Below are 18638 nucleotides of genomic sequence, written 5' to 3'. Positions count from 1 at the left end.
TGTTACCTCTCTGAGTTAAGCCTTGGAGCTTCCGTCTTTTTGTTGTCAACGATCCGGAACGAATGGCTGGCCCAAGGATGCCGGCGTGTTCATCATCGTCAAACGCTTGTTGCGCGAGATTAGAACGAGAACCACGATGGTTGCCAGATAGGGCAGCGAAGAAAGCAGTTGCGAGGGGACCGGAATGCCGAATGCCTGTGCATGAAGCTGGCCGATCCAGACCGCGCCGAAAATATAGGCGCCGGCCAGCACCCGCCACGGCCGCCAGGAAGCGAAGACGACCAGAGCCAGCGCGATCCAGCCGCGGCCGGCGGTCATGTTCTCCACCCATTGCGGTGTGTAGACCAGCGACAGGTGGCCGCCGGCAAGGCCGGCACAAGCGCCGCCGAAAATCACTGAGAGATAGCGGTAGCGGATGACGTGGATGCCAAGCGCATGGGCGGATGCATGGCTGTCGCCGATCGAGCGCAGCGTGAGCCCGGTGCGGGTCTTGAACAGGAACCACATCACGGCGGCGGTCAGCGCGATCGAGATGTAGAAGATTGGATCCTGGCCGAACAGCAGCCTGCCAATGACCGGGATTGGGGTCAGGCCGGGAATATCGAGGTTTGGCAGCCTTTCGCCGGGCTGGCCGACAAAATTCGTCCCCATCATGCCGGAAAGACCGAGGCCGAGCAGTGTCAGCGACAGGCCGGTTGCCACCTGGTTGGTGGCCAGCGACAGCGTCATGACGGCGAACAGCAGCGAGAACACTGCCCCCATGGCAATTGCCGCCAACAGCCCTATCCACGGCGAGCCGGTGAGATAGCCGGTGCCGAAGCCGCCAACCGCACCCATGATCATCATTCCTTCGACGCCGAGATTGAGCACACCGGAACGTTCGACCACCAGTTCGCCGATCGCCGCGATCAGCAGCGGCGTCGCCGCCGTCGCGATGGTCAAAAGGATGTTGACGGTGATGTCCATCAGCGAGCTTCCTCCAGCTTCGGGACTGTCTCGAGTTTCGGCGCAGCAAAGCCGATCAGGCGGATGCGATAGTGAATGAGCGTGTCGCAGCCGAGCACGAAGAACAACAGCATGCCCTGGAACACGCGCGCCACCTTGTCGGAGATGCCGAGCGCGCTTTGCACCGCCTCGCCGCCGAGATAGGTCAGCGCCAGCACAAGGCCGGCGGCAACGATGCCGAGCGGATTGAGCCGGCCGAGGAATGCGACGATGATGGCGGTAAATCCGTAGCCGGGCGAGATCACCGGCTGCAACTGCCCGATGGCGCCCGAGACCTCCGAAATCCCGGCAAGTCCGGCCAGTGCGCCCGACAGCAGGAAGGCAAAGAAGACCATGCGGTTAAGGCCAAACCCGGCGAAGCGCCCTGCCCTCGGGCTTGAGCCGAGCACGCGGACCTCGAAGCCTTTCAGCATACGGCTCATCAGGATCCAGATCAGTATCGCCGCGACCAGCGCGAAGACAAATCCCCAGTTTGCCCGGCCGGATTCCGGAAGGAGTTCCGGCAGTATGGCCGAGTCGTTGAACTGGATGGTTTGCGGGAAACCGTGGCCCTGCGGATCGCGCCACGGCCCGCGTACCAGCCAATCGAGGAAGAGCTGGGCGACATAGACCAGCATCAGGCTGGTCAGGATCTCGTTGGTGTTGAAGCGCGTCTTCAGCAGTGCCGGGATTGCAGCATAGGCGGCCCCACCGACCATGCCGAAAAGAAGCATCAGCGGCAGCACCAATGGGCCTTCGAACTGCGGAAACAGCACGGGGGAGATCGAGCCGACAATCCCGCCCAGGATGAACTGGCCTTCGGCGCCGATGTTCCAGATGTTGGCCTTGTAGCAGACCGACAGTCCGACCGCGATCAGGATCAGAGGGGTGGCCTTGATAGCCAGCTCATGCAGCTGCCAGACCTGGCTGATCGGTTCGATGAAGTAGATGCGGAACGCGGTCAACGGGTTGACGCCGAGCAGCGCGAACATGATGGCACCGGCAATGATCGTCAAAACGAAAGCGATGAAAGGCGAGAGTGCCGAAAACAGCATCGAGCGCTGCGGGCGTTTTACAAGTTCGAGGCGCATCAAGCCGTCTCCAGCGTATGTTCGGCATGCCCGGGTTCGGCGCCGCCCATCAGCAGCCCGATCTTCTCGAATGTCGCTTCAGCTATCGGCAGCGGCTTCGACAATTCGCCATTGTGCATGACCGTGATCGCATCGGAAATCTCGAACAGTTCGTCGAGGTCCTGGCTGATCACCAGCACCGCCGAGCCGCTGCGTGCCAGTTCGATCAGTGCCTGGCGGATGTGGGCCGCCGCACCCGCGTCGACGCCCCAGGTCGGCTGATTGACCACCATGACGCTTGGCCGGCGGTCGAGTTCGCGGCCGACGATGAATTTCTGCAGATTGCCGCCCGAAAGAGCCGCAGCCTCCGGATCCGGCGCGCTCTTGCGCACGTCCATCGCCTTTATGATGCGCTGGGCAGCGGTATAGATCGCATCGCCCTTGACCATTCCACCGGCGCCGACAAAGATCTTGCCATCGGTGGCGTGGCGCGACAGAAGCAGGTTCTCCGAAAGCTTCATGCGTGGTGCTGCGCCATGGCCGAGCCGCTCTTCCGGGACGAAGGCAGCGCCCATCAGGCGCCTGCCGGTGATGGTGAGGCCCCCGGCATCCTTGCCACGGATGCGGACCGAGCCGGCATCCTGCTGCAGCACCTCGCCGGAAACGGACTCGAAGAATTCGCCCTGGCCGTTGCCGGCGACACCGGCAATGCCGATCACCTCGCCGGCGCGGACCTCGAGATTGATGTTCCTGAGCGGGATCGAGAACGGGGTCGCCGGCTTGCGGGTGAGTTCGCGGATTTGAAGCAGCGCCGGCGCGGTCTCGATACCCTCGGCCGGCGCCCGCACCACGGCCTGCACCTCGTTGCCGACCATCATCCGCGCCAACGAAGACGCGGTTTCCTGGCGCGGATTGCAATGGCCGACCACCTTGCCGTGACGCAGCACGGTGGCGCGGTCGCAGATGCGTTTGACCTCTTCCAGCCGGTGCGAAATGTAGAGGATAGACTTTCCTTCCGAACGCAGCCGTTCGAGCGTCTCGAACAGCTTATCGGCCTCCTGCGGCGTCAGCACCGAAGTCGGCTCGTCGAGGATGATGAGTTGTGGCGTCTGCAGCAGGCAGCGGATGATTTCGATACGCTGGCGCTCGCCGACCGACAGATCACCGACCAGCGATAGCGGATCGAGAGGCAGGCCGTAACTGTAGGAGAGCGCCCTCGCCTTGGCCGCGATCGTGCTGATCGGCGAGCCGTCATCCAGCGACAGCGCGATATTCTCCGCCGCCGTCAGCGCTTCGAACAGCGAAAAATGCTGGAAAACCATGCCGATGCCGAGCTTTTTTGCAGCGCCGGGGCTGGTGATCCTGACCGCCTGGCCATTCCAGAAAATCTCGCCGGAATTAGGTTCCAGCGATCCAAACAGCATTTTCACCAGCGTCGACTTGCCGGCGCCGTTCTCGCCAAGCAACGCATGGATCTCGCCCTTGGCGATGTTGAGATCGACATGGTCGCACGCCGTCAGCGTGCCGAATATCTTTGTGAGGCCGCGAACCTCCAGCAGGTTTGCGCCGTCCTGATCTGCACTCACGGTGCCTCCATCTGGTTTGCCAGACATGTTCTGTGTTCCCGCAAACATCGTATGCGCGGCCTGCTCTCTACGGTAAGCGCCTCACGACTTGAAAGAGCTTCAAGAATTTCAGCGGAAACTCAAGCGGTAAAGAGCAGTTCGCAAGAACGGCGGCGTCGGCGGGCCGAAACTGCGGGCGCTCAAGGGATAAGTATCGTTGTCCCGGTGGTCCTGCGCCCTTCAAGATCGGAATGTGCCTTGCCCGCATCGCTGAGCGCGTAACGCTGGTTGATCTTGATCTTGACGGCGCCGCTGAGCACCACATCGAACAATGCGGCGGCGGAAGCCTCGAGGTCGTCGCGCATGGCATTGTAGACGAACAGCGTCGGCCGCGTTGCGAACAGCGAGCCCTTCTGCGCCAGCAAAGAGATGCTGAAGGGCGGGATCGGCCCAGACGATTGACCGAAGCTGACGAAAGTGCCGAGCGGCCGCAGGCAATCGAGCGAGGCTGGAAATGTGTCGTTGCCGACCGAATCGTAGACAACGTCGCATTTCTTGCCACCGGTGATAGCGGCAACGCCGGCGACGAAATCCTGTTCGCGATAGTTGATCACGTGATCGAAGCCATGCGCCTTGGCGAGCTCGATCTTGTCGGTTGAACTCGCGGTGCCGATCACCGTCGCGCCGAGATGCTTGGCCCATTGGCCGAGGATCAGGCCAACACCGCCTGCCGCCGCGTGGAACAGGATCGTATCGCCGGCCTTCACTTTGAAGGTACGGCGCAACAGATACTCGGCGGTCATGCCTTTCAGCATCATCGCCGCGGCCTGTTCGTCGCTGATGCCGTCGGGCACCTTCACCACGCGGTCGGCGGCGATCACGCGCTGCCCGGCATAGGCACCGGTGGTCACTGCATAGGCGACGCGATCGCCGGGCTTGAGCCAATCGACATCTTTGCCGACCTCCAAAACCACGCCGGCCGCCTCGCCGCCGGGGATCAGCGGAAATCCGCCCTGCGGCGGATAAAGGCCCGAGCGATAATAGACGTCGATGAAATTGAGACCGATCGCGGTGTGCTTGACCAGGATCTGTCCCGAGCCCGGCTGCCCGGGATCGGCATCCTCATAGGTCAGGACCTCCGGGCCGCCATGGGCATGGATGCGGATCGCTTTGGACATTTTCAGGCTCTCTTGGGATCAGGCTTTCTTGTCCGGCTTGGCGCCGAGATTTGGAAAGAACTGCATGATAGCGCCGATGCAAGCGAGGTAAAGCCCGGTGACCGTAATCCCGATCTTGATGAAATCGCTGACCTGCTCGCCCAGCACGCCGATCTGGTCGTAGAAGGAGGCAAGTGCGGCCTGGGCCAGCGCCAGCGCGCCGAAAGCGCACCAAAGCAGCGTCATGCCGAGATTGATTGGCCGCAGCCGCTTCACCCGCACCGGATGGATGAAATTGATCGGCACGAAGGTGAGAATGCCGGCCACCACGACCATGGCGAAGGAAACCCATTGTCCTGGTTCGATGACGAACAGCGTGAACACCACCATGTTCCAGACGACCGGAAAGCCTTTGAAGAAATTCTCCTTCGTCTTCATGCCGGTATCGGCATAGTAGATTGCGCTCGACACCACGATTATCGCCGCCGACAGGAACGACAGGCGCTCGCCCATGAAGCCGCGCTGATAGAGCGCGAAGGCCGGAATCAACACGTAGGTCACGTAGTCGATGATGTTGTCGAGCAGTTCGCCCGACCATGTCGGCAGGATTTCCTTGACGTCGAGCTTCCTGGCGATCGGCCCGTCGATGCCGTCGACGAAAAGCGCCAGCCCCAGCCACCAGAACATCGCCGTCCAGCGCTGCTCGCTTGCTGCCACTAGCGACAGAAACGCCAGGAATGAGCCCGACGCGGTCAAGAGATGGACCGAGAACGCCCGCGCCTGCGGCCATGTGACTTTCTTCTTCGGCCGCGGAATCCGGTCGGCGATTTTCCTGGCCGTCGTCTTCTTGCTCACGGGCCCCGCCAGTCCAGCTTGCAGATTTCGGCCGAACGGCCGGCAAAGTTCCAGTTGCGGCCAAAGGCCCGCATTTTGCTCTTGTCGGATTTGGCGACGATGATTTCCGGCGCAATCCAGTATTCCGAATTGCTGATGACCGTATCCTTGTCGCGATCCTTGCCGGTGATTGGCGTCACCGCGCCATCGATGATCTTCGGTATCTGGAAGATGCGCGTTTTCTCACGCGTCTCGTAGGTGATCGGCACCTGCTCGGCGCCGAGGAACTTTCCGACCAGGATGGAGAGCAGCGATGTGGTTCCGCCAGCCTTGCCGGTGAAGATCTTGGTCAGTGCTTTCACAGCGTAGACCGAAGCGCGCTTGTCGATGAACAGACCGGCCGTCCAGTTGCCGCGACTCATATAACCGGGGATTTCCATGATCAGCCCAAGATTGAGACCGGACAGGTCGACCTCGCCGAAATGGCCGGCATCGATGCGGAACCCCGCCCAGGTCTGGCAATAGCCCTCGGTCGGCGGATGACTGCCGAGCGACAGAACGCAAGGGCAAAAAACCGTGCAATTGCAGGAGAGGACGAGCTCTCCCTTCATTGCCCAGTTTTGATCTGTCATCGAATTCTCCCCCTCATGCCGAGACTACTAGTAGCGCGGCCGCCCAGACAAGCAGTATCGCACCGCCCAACCGCGTCGGCAGATTGCCTGCCGTCTGTTTTTCGACCAGGCTGAACAGGCCGATCAGCGCCATCCAGAACACGTTCATCACACCGACGGCAAACATTACCAGCATCAGCGCCCAGCAGCATCCAAGGCACCACAGGCCCTGCTCCATGCCGAGCTGGAAAATGCGAATGGGCCTGGCGCTCCAGTTGGCGAACAGGACCGAGAACGGATTTCTGCACTTCTCCAGACAGGCTTCCTTCAGCCAGCTGAACTGATAGAGACCAGCGATCGACAGCGCGGCTGCTCCGGCAATTCCAACCAGCGGATCGAGCATCTGCCCGGATGACGCGAATGCATCGACTGCGAGTATCAGGGCCGCCAACATTGCCGAGGCGCCAAGCCAGACGCTCAAATATCCAGCGACCAGGATCAGCGGATGGACGACCGGCTCCCTCTTGATCCGGGCGGTATCTGCGATCTCGCAATAGGTGCGGATCATCGGCGCCGCGGAGGGCAGCATGGTCGCGATAGCCATCAACAGCCACATCGCGGTGAGTGCCCCGCCTTGCGCGCCTAGGCTTGCGCGAAGCGGCGCCGGCGCAAGGCAGAGGGCGAAGAAACGCGCGAGGAAATCCGGCAACGGCAGTTGCGGCAGATATTCCAGCACGGCGTCGCCGGGTACATCGGCGCCCGGGAGCCGGCTTACCGCCCCTCGAACTGCCATTGCGCCGAGAAGGAGCCAGGCAAGGGCGATGCCCATGCCGGCAACAACGCTCACGGTCAGTCGAGGGCTGCGCGCAACGCTCGCCATCGCGCGGCCGGTACCGTCGAGGTGGCTGAAATCGTCTTTTTGGCCGGTCATGGCAACCGAATGGGCCGAATCGCCGCGTTGATCAAGCCGCATCACCTGACCTATATGGACCAGCAGGTCGGACAGGCCTCACCTCGCAATTCGGAAGCCGAATTTGGACCATCGGGAAACAGCACGGATACTGGTCGCCGGCAGCGGCCCTGCGGGGCTGATCGCGGCGCTTGGCTTTGCCGAGGCGGGCTTTCCCGTGACGCTCGTCGGACCCGAGGCAGCCGGCCCCGACGGCCGGACGACAGCCTTGATGAACCCTGCCCTGAAGATGTTCGAACGGCTCGGGATCTTTGACGGAATCAGGCAGCACGCAGCGCCGCTCAAGGTGATGCGCATCGTTGACGCCACCAACCGGCTGATCCGCAGCCCGACAGTGACCTTTCGCGCCAGCGAGATCAACGAAGAGCAATTCGGGCTGAACTTGCCCAACAGCGTTCTCAACCGCACGCTAGCCGAGGCTGTCGCGCATTCGGGCATCGAATGGCGAAAGTCGATGGTGGAGGCATGGCGCCTCGATGCCGACCATGCCCATGCCGTTCTCGCCGACGGCAGCGAGGTTGAGGCGTCGTTGGCGGTTGCCGCCGATGGCCGTCAGTCGCCGGCCCGCGAGGCAGCCGGCATCCGGACCTCGGTCCGACCCTATCCGCAGGCGGCGCTGGTGCTCAATTTCGGTCACCGCAGCGACCATGCTTTCACCTCGACCGAATTCCACACCGAGACCGGTCCGTTCACACAGGTTCCCCTGCCCGGCAACCGGTCCAGTCTTGTCTGGGTGCTCGAGCCCGATATCGCCAGGGACCTTGCGGCACTCGACGACGCCGAGCTTTCGACGCGGGTCGAACAGCGGATGCAATCGATGCTGGGCCGCGTGTCGGTTGAGCCCGGCCGGCAGGTCTACCCCCTTTCAGCGGTGAGCCCGTGGCGGTTTGCGCAGCGCCGCGTAGCCCTTGTCGGCGAAGCCGCCCACGTGTTTCCCCCAATCGGCGCGCAAGGCCTTAATCTCGGCATCCGGGACATCGACGACCTGATCGGTACCGCAAGCAGAAACCGCTCGGACCCGGGCGCCGTCCAGGCGCTTGCAGCCTATGATTTCAAGCGGCGGCCGGACATTCTGGCGCGCAGCAGCGCGGTCAACCTGCTGAACATGTCGTTGCTTTCCGACATGCTGCCGGCTCAGCTGGTGCGCAGCGCTGGCCTGGGCGCGCTTGAGGGGTTTGCGCCGTTGCGGGCGTTTTTCATGCGCGAGGGTCTTCGACCCGGCAGCGGTTTTGCGGCGTTTTTTGGCGGATTGCGAAAAGCGGCTGCGCGATAGCGATCTTGGGCACCGCCCTTGATCCGCATCTTGCGATGCTCAACCCGGCATCAAGGGGATCGGGATTGAATTGACGCGGCGTCTGCGCCAAATAATGACGATGTCGACCGTAAGGTCTGGGCGAATCTTTGCCGGATTGGTGCGTAAGAGTCTAAAGTCTTGGAGCGTTTTCTTGCGTGTTTCAGGATGCGTGGCGTTCAAGAAGTTCAAGTGGTGAGTGCGATGAAGACAGCCAAATTCTCGATCGGACAGGTGGTTCGCCACCGGCTGTTTCCGTTCCGCGGCGTCATTTTCGACGTCGATCCGCAATTCGCCAATACCGACGAATGGTACGAGGCGATCCCCGCTGACGTGCGGCCGCGCAAGGACCAGCCTTTCTATCATCTGCTCGCCGAGAATTCCGAAACGGAATACATCGCCTATGTGTCCGAGCAGAATTTACTCGAGGACCGGTCGGGCGAACCGGTCCGGCATCCGCAGATTGGTGAAATGTTCGACAAGAAGCCGGACGGGCGCTACGAGCCGAAGCACCAATTGAGACATTGACTTAGTCGGGATCTGGCTGGGCTGGGACAGGCTAGAGACATGGCTGGACCCGACAAACGGCCGGTCCAAACGAAAAAAGCGGGGCATGAACCCCGCTTTTTGTTGGTTCGAAAACCCGTCGATCAGTTGGCGGCCTTCGCCTTTTCCTGCTCTTCCTTGAGCTTCTTGGCAAAATCCTGATTGTTCTTGGCGACGAACTCCTGGAGCTTTTTCTGCCGGTCCTCGATGTCCGACTGCTGCAGCGGCGGGCCGTCGAAGGCGCCGCTGAAGCCGGTGAGCGCAATCTTGATCGGGTTTGGCTGGTTCTGGAAATTGACTGAGGTGAGCGTCAGCGCCGAACCCTTCTTGAAGGATGCGACGAGCTGATCGGTCAGCGGCACTTCCGCCACGCAGCGATCCGGGAAACAGATAACATAGTCGAGCTTCTGCGCCTTGCCGCCGTCGATCTGGAGGCCGATGCCGGGAGGAACCAGACGGCCGGTCGGAACCGTCACCTGGAACACCTTGCGGTTCACCTTGCCCTTCAATTCGATCAGGCTGACGCCGGTGATGAGCTGGCCGTTGCCGGCGGTGGTGATGTTCTGGACATTGCAGATGTCGACGTCTTCCTGCTTGGTGCAGGCCTTGAACCAGCCTTGCGGAATCTGCTGTTGCTGCTGCGCGGAAGCAGAGGGAATCCCGGCGCCGAGAATGCCGACCACGCCAGCGGCCATGACCGACAGGCGGTACGCGTTGCTGTTCAGGCTCGTCATGTCGTGCATTCCTCTCAAATGATCCCGGGACCGGCTTTTTTCATGCCGTGTGGTCCAGCTACCTGTTGCCGAAATGAGGCAACAGAATGACTTCGGACGGCGTGTTACACTGCAAGCGATGCCGAATCCAGCCCGGCCCTCGTGAATCTTAGCCGAGGGATTGGGTCAAGGGGTTGGCCGGTGCACGACCGGCTCATGTATGCTGCGCATCGAATCGGGAAGGAGACGGTCATGGGCCGCGTTGTCGTTTGGCTGATCGCCGCAATCTTGTTTGTCGGCCTTTCCCTGCAGCCGGCCCTGTCGGAACCGAAGCACGCGCTTGCCATGCAGGGCGAGCCGGCGCTGCCGGCCGACTATGCTCATTTCAACTACGTCAATCCCGACGCGCCGAAAGGCGGCAGCATTACCTTGCGTCGTCGGCAGCTTCGACAATCTCAATCCGTTCATCCTGAGAAGCCTGCGCACCACCGCGCGCGGCATGATGGATCAAGCCTTTGGCAATCTTGTTTTCGAGCCGTTGATGCAGCGCAATTACGACGAGGCCTTCAGTCTCTACGGCCTGCTCGCCGATACCGCCGACATGGATCCCGAGCGCAAGAGCATCGAATTCCACCTCGATCCCAGGGCCAAATGGTCGGATGGCGAGCCGGTGACGCCGGAAGACGTGTTGTTCACCTATGACGTCTTCACCGAGAAGGGCCGGCCGCCTTACAGCGACCGTATGGGCATGATCGCCAAACTCGAAAAGACCGGCGACCGCAGCGTGCGGTTCACCTTCAACGACGATGCCAACCGCGAGACTCCATTGATCATCGCGCTGACGCCGATCCTGCCGAAGCACGCATTTAACAAGGAGACCTTCGACAAGACGACGCTGAAGCCTTTGATCGGCAGCGGCCCTTACACGGTGGCGCAAGTGGTGCCCGGCCAGCGCATCGTGTTCAAGCGCAATCCGGATTATTGGGGCAAGGACGTGCCATCCAAGCGCGGCTTCGACAATTACGACCAGATCACGATCGAATATTTCCTCAACGCCAATGCCAAGCAGGAAGCGTTCAAGAAAGGCATCTGCGCCATCGACGACGACAGCGACCCGGTCAAACGCGAGCGCGATCTCGACTTTCCGGCTTTCCACAGGGGCGAGGTCATGGCCGAAACCTTCGATACCGGCATCCCGCCAGTGGTCAACGGCTTCCTGTTTAACACGCGGCTGCCGAAATTTTCCAATCCGGTCGTGCGGCGTGCGCTCGGCATGCTCTACGATTTCGAATGGGCCAACAAGAACCTGTTCGCCGGCAAGTACACGCGCACCGTGAGCTTTTGGCAGAATTCCGAGCTGTCCGCGCTCGGCCACCCGGCCAGCGAACAGGAAAAAGCCCTGCTGGCGCCCTACCCCGGCCGCGTGCCTGCCGATGTCATGGACGGCACCTACAGGCCGCCCGTCACCGACGGCTCCGGCCAGGACCGCACGGTGCTGCAGGCGGCATTCGAGATATTGAAAAGTGGAGGCTATACCGTGCAGGACGGTGTGATGCTCGATCCCGAGAGTAAGCCGTTCGGTTTCGAAATATTGACCGCCTCACAGGACGAGGAGCGTCTTGCCGCCATTTACCAGCGCGCGCTGGCGAAGCTCGGAATTGGCGTCAGCATCCGCAGTCTCGAAGGCGACCAGATCCAGTCGCGCAAGCAGCGCCTCGATTTCGACGTGCTGATCGGTTCTAGCGCCAGCTCGCTGTCTCCCGGTATCGAGCAACGCGCGCGGTGGGGGTCGTCGACAGCAAAAAAGGAAGGCTCGTTCAACCTAGCGGGTGTCGCCGACCCCGCAGTGGACGCGGCGATCGAGGCGATGTTGAGAGCTCGCTCGAAGGAGGACTATGTCGCTGCTGTCCGGGTTCTCGATCGGCTGCTGATCTCAGGCAATTACATGGTGCCGACGCAGCACAACAACCGGCAATGGCTTGCCTATTGGAACTATCTGGAACATCCGCAAAAGACGCCCATATACGGTTATCAGTTGCCGACCTGGTGGCGCAAACCGAAGTGACCTCTTCAGAACAGGAGATCAAGATGAACGACGAGAACTCGATTACCGTCGATGTGGTCTCCGACGTGGTGTGCCCCTGGTGCTTTATCGGCCAGAAACGGCTCGACAAGGCGATTGCCGCCGTCGACATCGACGTTCACATACGCTGGCGGCCCTTCCAGCTCGACCCGACGATTCCGCCCGAAGGCAAGAACCGCCGCGACTACATGGTGGCGAAATTCGGCAGCGAGCAACGCATCCGCGAAATCCATGGCCGGATCGAGCCGTTGGGCGAGGCTGAAGGGATTTCCTTCGCCTTCGACGCCATCAAGGTCGCGCCCAATACGCTGGATGCGCACCGTCTCATTCGCTGGGCCGGGACGGCCGGCGAGGCGGTTCAGAACCGGCTGGTGCGCCGGCTGTTCCAGCTGAATTTCGAGGAAGGCGCCAATCTCGGCGATCATGCCGTGCTGATCGAAGCGGCCCGCGAGGCCGGCATGGATGCCTCCGTGGTCGAAACGCTTCTGCCGACCGACGCGGATGTCGAGGCGGTGCGCACCGAAATCGCCACCGCTTCGCGCATGGGCATATCGGGCGTGCCGTGCTTTCTGCTTGAAGGCAAATATGCGGTGATGGGCGCCCAGGACGCCGATACGCTTGCCGATGCACTCCGCCAGGTCGCCGCGGCCAAGGCACGCGGCGAACTGGAAACGGCCAACTGAGCCGGACTATTGCACCGTCACCTTGGCCTTGCTGACGAAAAAGCCATGGCCATGCTTGCCGGTGCAGGTCAATCCCTTGGTGGATGACTGGCAGAAAAACGGCCCCTTGCTCCAGCTATTGCCGTACGCCAGCTTGGTGACGTCGCCGCAGCAGCCTTGCTCGCCCGGATTCTTGATCAGCGTCGCCGGGCCTTTCGGGCCGAGGATGATGGTGACGTAGCTGGGCTCGACGCGCGAACAGCTCAGTTCCGGTCCGCCATCCTGCGGCTCGTAAGTGCTGGTGCCGCCCTTCGGCGTGTAGATGCAGCCAATATTGCCGGACGGCGTGTTGAACTCGATCTGTCCCTCGGCGTTTGCGGGAACGGTCTGGCTGCCGGCATATGTTTGCGGCAGCCAGGCGAACGTTGCGAGCATCGCCACAAACAATGTCCGTGCAAGCATGAAGAACTTCCCCCCGGTTCAAACCTGGATGCGTCCGGCAGGTTCGATCCGAAGCGCATCTTTGTCAAACGCAGTTTGCGCGCGCTCTAAAAAAGTACGGTCTGATCGATGTTGGTCTGCATCCTGACTGTAACGGCAAAGTCAGTGCTTGGCCGATTACGGGGTCCTGACAAGGCGGCTTCAACCACGAATCATACGGTCACGTTCTGGCCGCCGACGAGGTCGGACCTGACCGTAAAGGCGGACTGAAGATCGGTTCAGGCTGTGAAGATCGACCGCTGGGCGGCGCTTCTATGTTCACAAAGCTGTGTGAAGACCTTCCCTAGGGGAAGGTCTCTACTTGCTCCGGCGCAGGCAAGTAACTACTTGAAATGGCGTTGGTATTCCACCCCTCGAAACGTAACAGCCTAACGCCGCGATCATTCATTCTGTTGCTCCACTGCAACGGCCCGCGAGCTAAGCCACCTGCGGCCGGAGAAAAGCTAATGGAAAATGATCAATTGGTGTTACTGTCCGTAACAAAAGAAAAATCGTTTGGGCGGGATAGTGATTCGGGTCGATAGACCAACGCGACATTCAATATCGGAAAAATGGCTCCGCGGTGCCGCAAGGCAGTCGCCCCTGACGCCCGTATCGTCGATGCGCAGCTTCTGGGGGCTGATGCGGGCCTACTGGTTCTCGGACCGTTGGAAGGAAGCCTGGACGCTGACGCTGGTGATCGCGCTGGTCACCGCGCTGTCCAGCAAGGCCGACGTCTGGTTTACTGTGGCCTTGGCAGAGCTGCAGACTTCGATCGCTTTTTTCCACGATGCCGCGAATACCACGCCACTTAAGACAATACTGACCAACGCCGGTTTGCTCGTGCTGCTGGTCGTGCTCAAGGACGTGGGTATTGCTGGCATTCGCAACCTTGTTTCCAAGACATTGCATCGCAAATGGCGTGGCTGGGTGGACAGCCGCTTCAACGAGGCGCTGCTCGACACCAACCATACGCATTTCCATGCCCAGCATGGTTCTTCCGGCCACGCAGCCCCCGACAACATCGACCAGCGCGTGCAGGAATCCATCAAGGCCATGACCGGCGGGGCCATCGGGCTTGCTATGGGTGTGCTAAGCGTCTTCACATCGTTCTACTTTCTCGGCGGCGAATTGCTGAAAAACTCTGTCGAGGTGAAAGGGCTGGAGTTTCTCGGCAGCTACGGCAGCGCCGTCCTTGCTCTCCTGGCAATCGCTGTCTATGTGCCGTTCAACACCTGGATCGCGGTGAAACTCGGCCGAATGCTGGAGTGGCTAAACGTCAGAATGCAGCAGGCCGAAGGCAATTACCGCAGCGAGTTGATCACGTTCCTGCGCCGCAGTTTTCATGTCGCCGCATCGCAAGGCGAGAATGTGCAGAAGACTGTGCACAGCCAGCGTTATGTCGACATTGACCGTACCTGGGCCAGACTGAACATCGTCAATACCGGCTACGCCTCGTTCGAGCTGATCTATAATTTCATCGGCGCCCGCATTGTCGCTTACGGGCCTGGGCTAGTACCCTTCATCCACAACGGTCTCGACCTCAAGGGTTATTTAACGGCCTCCGAGCAGGTCAATAAGCTGATCAGCAACTGTTCGTGGTTCATCCATGTGATGCCGGAGATCGCCACCTTGCGCGCCAACAGCCAGCGCGTCGTCGAATTGGCGCAGGCGATCGAAAACGTCCAGCATCCGCAGGAATTCTACAGCCTGACCGGCCGGTCCGACTTCCGCTACGATCGTCAGAACCCGGTCTTCGGCCTGACCATCCAGAAGCTCGAACTGGCGCATCAGGGCGAGGACGCAACGCCCTTCCTGAGTGCCGCGAATTTGCGCTTCCGGCGTGGCGAATGGACGTTCCTCAAGGGCGAATCCGGTTGCGGCAAGACCTCGCTGATCAAGGCGATCAACGGCCTGTGGCCTTACGGGCGCGGTACGATTGTCTTCCCGGAAGGGGTCAGGAGTTTCTACGCCGCCCAGGAGGTGAAGCTGCAGCAGGTTTCACTGAAGCAACTGGTCTGCCTGCCCGGTTCCGAGCACGATTTCGCCGACGCGCAGGTCGCATCCGCCCTGCACAAGGCCGGCCTCGGCGATTTCATCGAGCATTTGGCCGATGAGAGACGTGAAGGAAAGATCTGGGATCAGGTTCTCTCGGGTGGGCAGAAACAGAAGCTGGTTGTCGCCCGCATCGTGCTGCAGCAGCCGGGATTGCTGTTCCTCGATGAAGCCACTGGCGCGCTCGACCCCGATGGACGGATCGCCTTCCACCAGGCGATCAAGGACAATTGCCCTGATGCAACTGTGATCTCGATCATGCATGAGGCGACGCCGCCGAGATCGCTCGCGGGCACCGAATTCTACCACAGCGTGGTTGCGATCGCCGACGGCGTCGCCACCAAGAAGCCGCTGGTTCCGAGCTTGCCAGTCGAGCTCACCACCATCCTCACGCAGCCGACGCGGCCGGCCGAGGACAAGTGGCTGCGCTTTCCCCGCCGGCTGAAGCAGAGATAGCCGCGACGCCACTGTCGTTGCCGGCCAGCCTGCCACCTAGCCCGATCACAGTCTCGCGATCCAATCGGTCTGCCGCCGTTTTAACCCGCTCTCGCGATTGACTCGGCAAGGCGCGCTCCTAAGTTGCGCCGGCTCGCAGAGATCCCTACCCGAACCCGCGAGCAGAAAGGTCACCGCGCCATGCCTGGCGACAGTCACAGTCGAACGCAACCGCCGTCAGCTTGACGTGACCTGGCCGGCTCACGTCCTGCCGGACGGCAAGGAGTGAGCCATGAACGAGTTTTCCCCCGTTGCGGGCGGCGACGCTATCGCGATCGCCCGCGTACTTGCCAACGAACACATCGCCGATATCGTCGAGGCCTTGAACCAGGAGCCCCGTGAGACGGCATCGGAGCTGCTTTGCGAAGTGCCGTTCGAGCGGCTGGTCGAGATCTTCGACCAGCCGAAGCTCAACGGCGCATCCGAACTGGTCGAGGCGCTGCCCCGCATCAAGGCAGGCAGACTGCTTGCCGCCATGTCGGTCGACCGCGCCGCCGACATACTGCGCGATCTGAACGAGCCGGCTCGTTCCGAACTGCTTGGTGGCCTAGCGCCACCGCTGCGCGCGACGCTGCTTGCCATTCTCGGCTATCCCGAGGGCAGCGCCGCCTCGCTCATGACGACCGAATATGTCAGCGTGCCGCCGGACTGGAGCGTGGCCCGCACGCTGGATTATATCCGCAAGGTGGAGCGGACGCGCGAAACCGTCTACGCGATCTACATCGTCGATCCACAAACGCATGTCCTGTTGCGCTCGACCAGCCTGCGTCGACTGATCGCTGGCGAGCCCGACGAGCTGATCATGGCAATAGCGCCGGATCGTGCGCCTATCACCGTTTCACCGCTGACCGATAGTGAAAAGGTTGCTCAATTGATCTCGAAATATGATCTGCTCGCCGTTCCGGTCGTGGACAACGGCAAGCTCCTCGGCATCGTCACCATCGACGACATCATCGACACGATGATCTCGGAAACGACCGAGGACGTGCATCGTTTCGGCGGCATGGAGGCTCTCGACGAGCCCTATATGAAGATGGGCTTTCTGGCGATGATCCAGAAACGCGCCGGCTGGCTGTGCGCGCTGTTTATCAGCGAGATGCTGACCGCCAACGCGATGCAGAGCTACGAGGGCGAGCTGGAAAAGGCGATCGTGCTGACCCTGTTCATTCCATTGATCATGAGCTCCGGCGGCAATTCCGGCTCGCAGGCGACCTCGCTCGTCATCCGGGCGCTGGCGCTGCGCGAAATCGGCCTCGGCGACTGGTGGCGGGTTGCATTGCGCGAGCTGCCCACCGGCCTGGTGCTTGGCTCGATCCTTGGCGTGGTCGGCGTCTGCCGCATCGCGCTCTGGCAGTATCTCGGCTTCTACGACTACGGCCCCCATTGGCCGCTGATCGCAATGACGATCGGCGCCACGCTGGTTGGCATCGTCACCTTCGGCTCGCTGTCTGGATCGATGCTGCCGTTCGCCCTGAAGCGCATCGGCTTCGACCCGGCCAGCGCATCGGCTCCGTTCGTCGCCACGCTGGTCGACGTCACCGGGCTGGTGATTTATTTTTCGGTTGCGCTGGTAATCCTGCGCGGAACGCTGCTGTAAAAAACTCACGCACCTCCATCGCGGCAATCTCGTTGCCGCGATGGGTTCTCGTCGCGTCAGACGCGCTCACCATCTCTCACCCGGTAAGTCGGCTTGTACATGGTGACGAGTTCTTCCGCCGCGGTCGGATGCACCGCCATGGTACGATCGAAATCATCCTTGGTCAGCCCCGCCTTCAGCGGTATGCCGAGAAGCTGCGCCATTTCGCCGGCATCCGGCCCGAGGATGTGGGCGCCGAGGACCTTTTTCGAGGCGCCGTCGACGACCAGCTTCATCAGCATCTTTTCATCGCGGCCGGAAAGTGTGTGCCGCATCGGCCGGAAGGTGGCGCGGTAGATTTCGAGATCCGAGAAGCGTTTTGCCGCCTCATCCTCCGACAGGCCGACCGTGCCGATCTCGGGCTGCGAAAAGACTGCGGTAGCGATCGTGTCATGGTCGGGCGCCGTCGGATTGTCCTTGAAGGCGGTCTCGACGAAGCACATCGCCTCGTGGATTGCCACCGGCGTCAATTGCACGCGGTGGGTGACGTCACCGATCGCCCAGATGTTGTCGATGTTCGTGCGGGAGTATTCGTCGACGTGGATTGCCCCGGTTTTGGTCATCTCGATGCCGACGCCTTCCAGGCCCATGTTCTCGGTATTGGGAACGCGGCCGATGGCGAGCATGACCTGGTCGACCGTCAGCACCGTGCCGCCGGTGACAAGGGCGTCGAGCCGGCCGTCAGGGCGCTTCCTGACCCACTCGGACACGGCGTGGCAGAGGATTTTTATCCCCTTCTTTTCCATCGTGTCGTGCAGCAAGCGTCTGAGGTCCATGTCGAAGCGGCTGAGGATCTCCTTGCCGCGGTAGACCAGCGTGGTGTCGACGCCAAGGCCGTGAAAGATATTGGCGAATTCGACGGCGATATAGCCGCCGCCCTCGATCATGATTGCCTTCGGCAACTCCTTTAGATCGAAGGCTTCGTTGGAAAAGATGCAGTGCTCATGGCCGGGCAATGCCGGATGCGGCGCCGGGCGCCCGCCGGTAGCGATCAGGATTTGGTCGGCGGTAACGGTGCGATCCTCACCGAGAAGATGCACCACATGCGGATCGACCAGGGTGGCGCGCGAATGAAAGACCTCGCCGCCGGCGCCCTGCACGTTCTTCTTGTAGATGGCCTCCAGCCGGCTGATTTCCCGGTCCTTGTTGGCGACCAGCTTTTGCCAGTCGAAACGCGCCTCAGGCACCGTCCAGCCATAGCCGGCGGCGTCGGCGAAATGCTCGGGGAATTGCGAGGCGTAGACATATAGCTTCTTCGGCACGCATCCGCGGATCACGCAGGTGCCGCCATAGCGGTATTCCTCGGCAATGCCGACACGCTTGCCGAGTGCGGCCGCGACGCGCGCCGCCCTCACCCCGCCGGAGCCGCCGCCGATGACGAAAAGATCGTAGTCGTAACCGGCCATGGCTGAACTCCTTGCCCCTCAAACACCGAGACAGGTAGGCTGCCGACTATCAAAAGAAAAGCCCGGACTTGCCGGGCTTT

15 protein-coding genes and 1 pseudogene are annotated in these 18638 nt (G+C 61.3%); 6 read left to right on the top strand and 10 right to left on the bottom strand.

The window, feature by feature from the left end; genetic code table 11:
- Positions 1 to 45 precede the first annotated feature (45 nt).
- From NKH23_RS25240 to NKH23_RS25210, 7 genes are all read right to left on the bottom strand, one after another.
- Positions 46 to 966 (bottom strand): ABC transporter permease, encoded by a 921-nt coding sequence (locus NKH23_RS25240; RefSeq protein WP_353035530.1) that lies wholly within the window; start codon positions 964 to 966, stop codon positions 46 to 48.
- Positions 966 to 2078 (bottom strand): ABC transporter permease, encoded by a 1113-nt coding sequence (locus tag NKH23_RS25235; RefSeq protein WP_352977226.1) that lies wholly within the window; start codon positions 2076 to 2078, stop codon positions 966 to 968. Before NKH23_RS25235 ends, NKH23_RS25240 begins: the two co-directional genes overlap by 1 nt.
- Positions 2075 to 3667 (bottom strand): ABC transporter ATP-binding protein, encoded by a 1593-nt coding sequence (locus tag NKH23_RS25230; protein WP_502908388.1) that lies wholly within the window; start codon positions 3665 to 3667, stop codon positions 2075 to 2077. The genes NKH23_RS25235 and NKH23_RS25230 overlap by 4 nt, the downstream gene beginning before the upstream one ends.
- Before the next feature lie 152 nt (positions 3668 to 3819).
- On the bottom strand, positions 3820 to 4797 hold the full coding sequence (locus NKH23_RS25225; protein WP_352977224.1) for a quinone oxidoreductase family protein: 978 nt from the start codon (positions 4795 to 4797) through the stop codon (positions 3820 to 3822).
- A gap of 18 nt (positions 4798 to 4815) precedes the next feature.
- Positions 4816 to 5631, bottom strand: coding sequence for a phosphatidylcholine synthase (gene pcsA / locus NKH23_RS25220; protein ID WP_352719475.1), 816 nt, complete (start codon positions 5629 to 5631; stop codon positions 4816 to 4818).
- Entirely contained in the window at positions 5628 to 6242 is a 615-nt protein-coding gene (locus tag NKH23_RS25215; protein ID WP_352914710.1) for a DUF1326 domain-containing protein, read from the bottom strand. Before NKH23_RS25215 ends, pcsA begins: the two co-directional genes overlap by 4 nt.
- Before the next feature lie 13 nt (positions 6243 to 6255).
- The gene (locus NKH23_RS25210) at positions 6256 to 7152 is read right to left on the bottom strand and encodes a DUF2182 domain-containing protein (RefSeq protein ID WP_353035528.1); all 897 of its coding nucleotides are present in this window, start codon (positions 7150 to 7152) and stop codon (positions 6256 to 6258) included.
- 103 nt (positions 7153 to 7255) lie between these two features.
- Here NKH23_RS25210 and NKH23_RS25205 point away from each other — a divergent pair, with 103 nt between their 5' ends.
- Together NKH23_RS25205 and hspQ are read left to right on the top strand one after the other, a co-directional pair.
- Positions 7256 to 8464 (top strand): UbiH/UbiF family hydroxylase, encoded by a 1209-nt coding sequence (locus NKH23_RS25205; protein ID WP_352977222.1) that lies wholly within the window; start codon positions 7256 to 7258, stop codon positions 8462 to 8464.
- Between the two features lie 222 nt (positions 8465 to 8686).
- Positions 8687 to 9010 carry a heat shock protein HspQ gene (gene hspQ, locus NKH23_RS25200; RefSeq protein WP_023675043.1) on the top strand — a complete coding sequence of 108 codons (324 nt, stop codon included), beginning with the start codon at positions 8687 to 8689 and terminating at the stop codon, positions 9008 to 9010.
- Positions 9011 to 9132: 122 nt separating this feature from the next.
- On the opposite strand, the gene NKH23_RS25195 is transcribed toward hspQ, so the two are convergent.
- Entirely contained in the window at positions 9133 to 9762 is a 630-nt protein-coding gene (locus tag NKH23_RS25195; RefSeq protein ID WP_352977221.1) for an invasion associated locus B family protein, read from the bottom strand.
- A gap of 231 nt (positions 9763 to 9993) precedes the next feature.
- On the opposite strand from NKH23_RS25195, the pseudogene NKH23_RS25190 reads away from it, so the two are divergent.
- Positions 9994 to 11806 (top strand): annotated as a pseudogene (locus NKH23_RS25190) (extracellular solute-binding protein).
- A gap of 23 nt (positions 11807 to 11829) precedes the next feature.
- A complete protein-coding gene (locus tag NKH23_RS25185) occupies positions 11830 to 12507 on the top strand; it encodes a DsbA family oxidoreductase (protein ID WP_352977219.1) in 678 nt (225 codons plus the stop codon).
- Between the two features lie 6 nt (positions 12508 to 12513).
- Here NKH23_RS25185 and NKH23_RS25180 read toward each other — a convergent pair whose 3' ends face one another.
- On the bottom strand, positions 12514 to 12948 hold the full coding sequence (locus tag NKH23_RS25180) for a hypothetical protein (RefSeq protein ID WP_352977218.1): 435 nt from the start codon (positions 12946 to 12948) through the stop codon (positions 12514 to 12516).
- Between the two features lie 639 nt (positions 12949 to 13587).
- Between NKH23_RS25180 and NKH23_RS25175 the strand changes: the two genes are divergently transcribed.
- Complete coding sequence (locus NKH23_RS25175; RefSeq protein WP_352719467.1) at positions 13588 to 15477, top strand: ABC transporter ATP-binding protein/permease; 1890 nt, start codon at positions 13588 to 13590, stop codon at positions 15475 to 15477.
- Positions 15478 to 15748: 271 nt separating this feature from the next.
- Positions 15749 to 17113, top strand: a complete 1365-nt coding sequence (gene mgtE, locus NKH23_RS25170) for a magnesium transporter (protein WP_352977217.1) — start codon at positions 15749 to 15751, stop codon at positions 17111 to 17113.
- Positions 17114 to 17169: 56 nt separating this feature from the next.
- Here mgtE and gor read toward each other — a convergent pair whose 3' ends face one another.
- Complete coding sequence (gene gor / locus NKH23_RS25165) at positions 17170 to 18558, bottom strand: glutathione-disulfide reductase (protein WP_352977216.1); 1389 nt, start codon at positions 18556 to 18558, stop codon at positions 17170 to 17172.
- Positions 18559 to 18638 lie beyond the last annotated feature (80 nt).

The sequence above is a fragment of the Mesorhizobium sp. M1328 genome (assembly GCF_040318075.1).
Lineage (GTDB): Bacteria > Pseudomonadota > Alphaproteobacteria > Rhizobiales > Rhizobiaceae > Mesorhizobium.
Note: the sequence above shows the minus strand (reverse complement) of the source record. Positions and strands in the feature narration are given on the sequence as shown.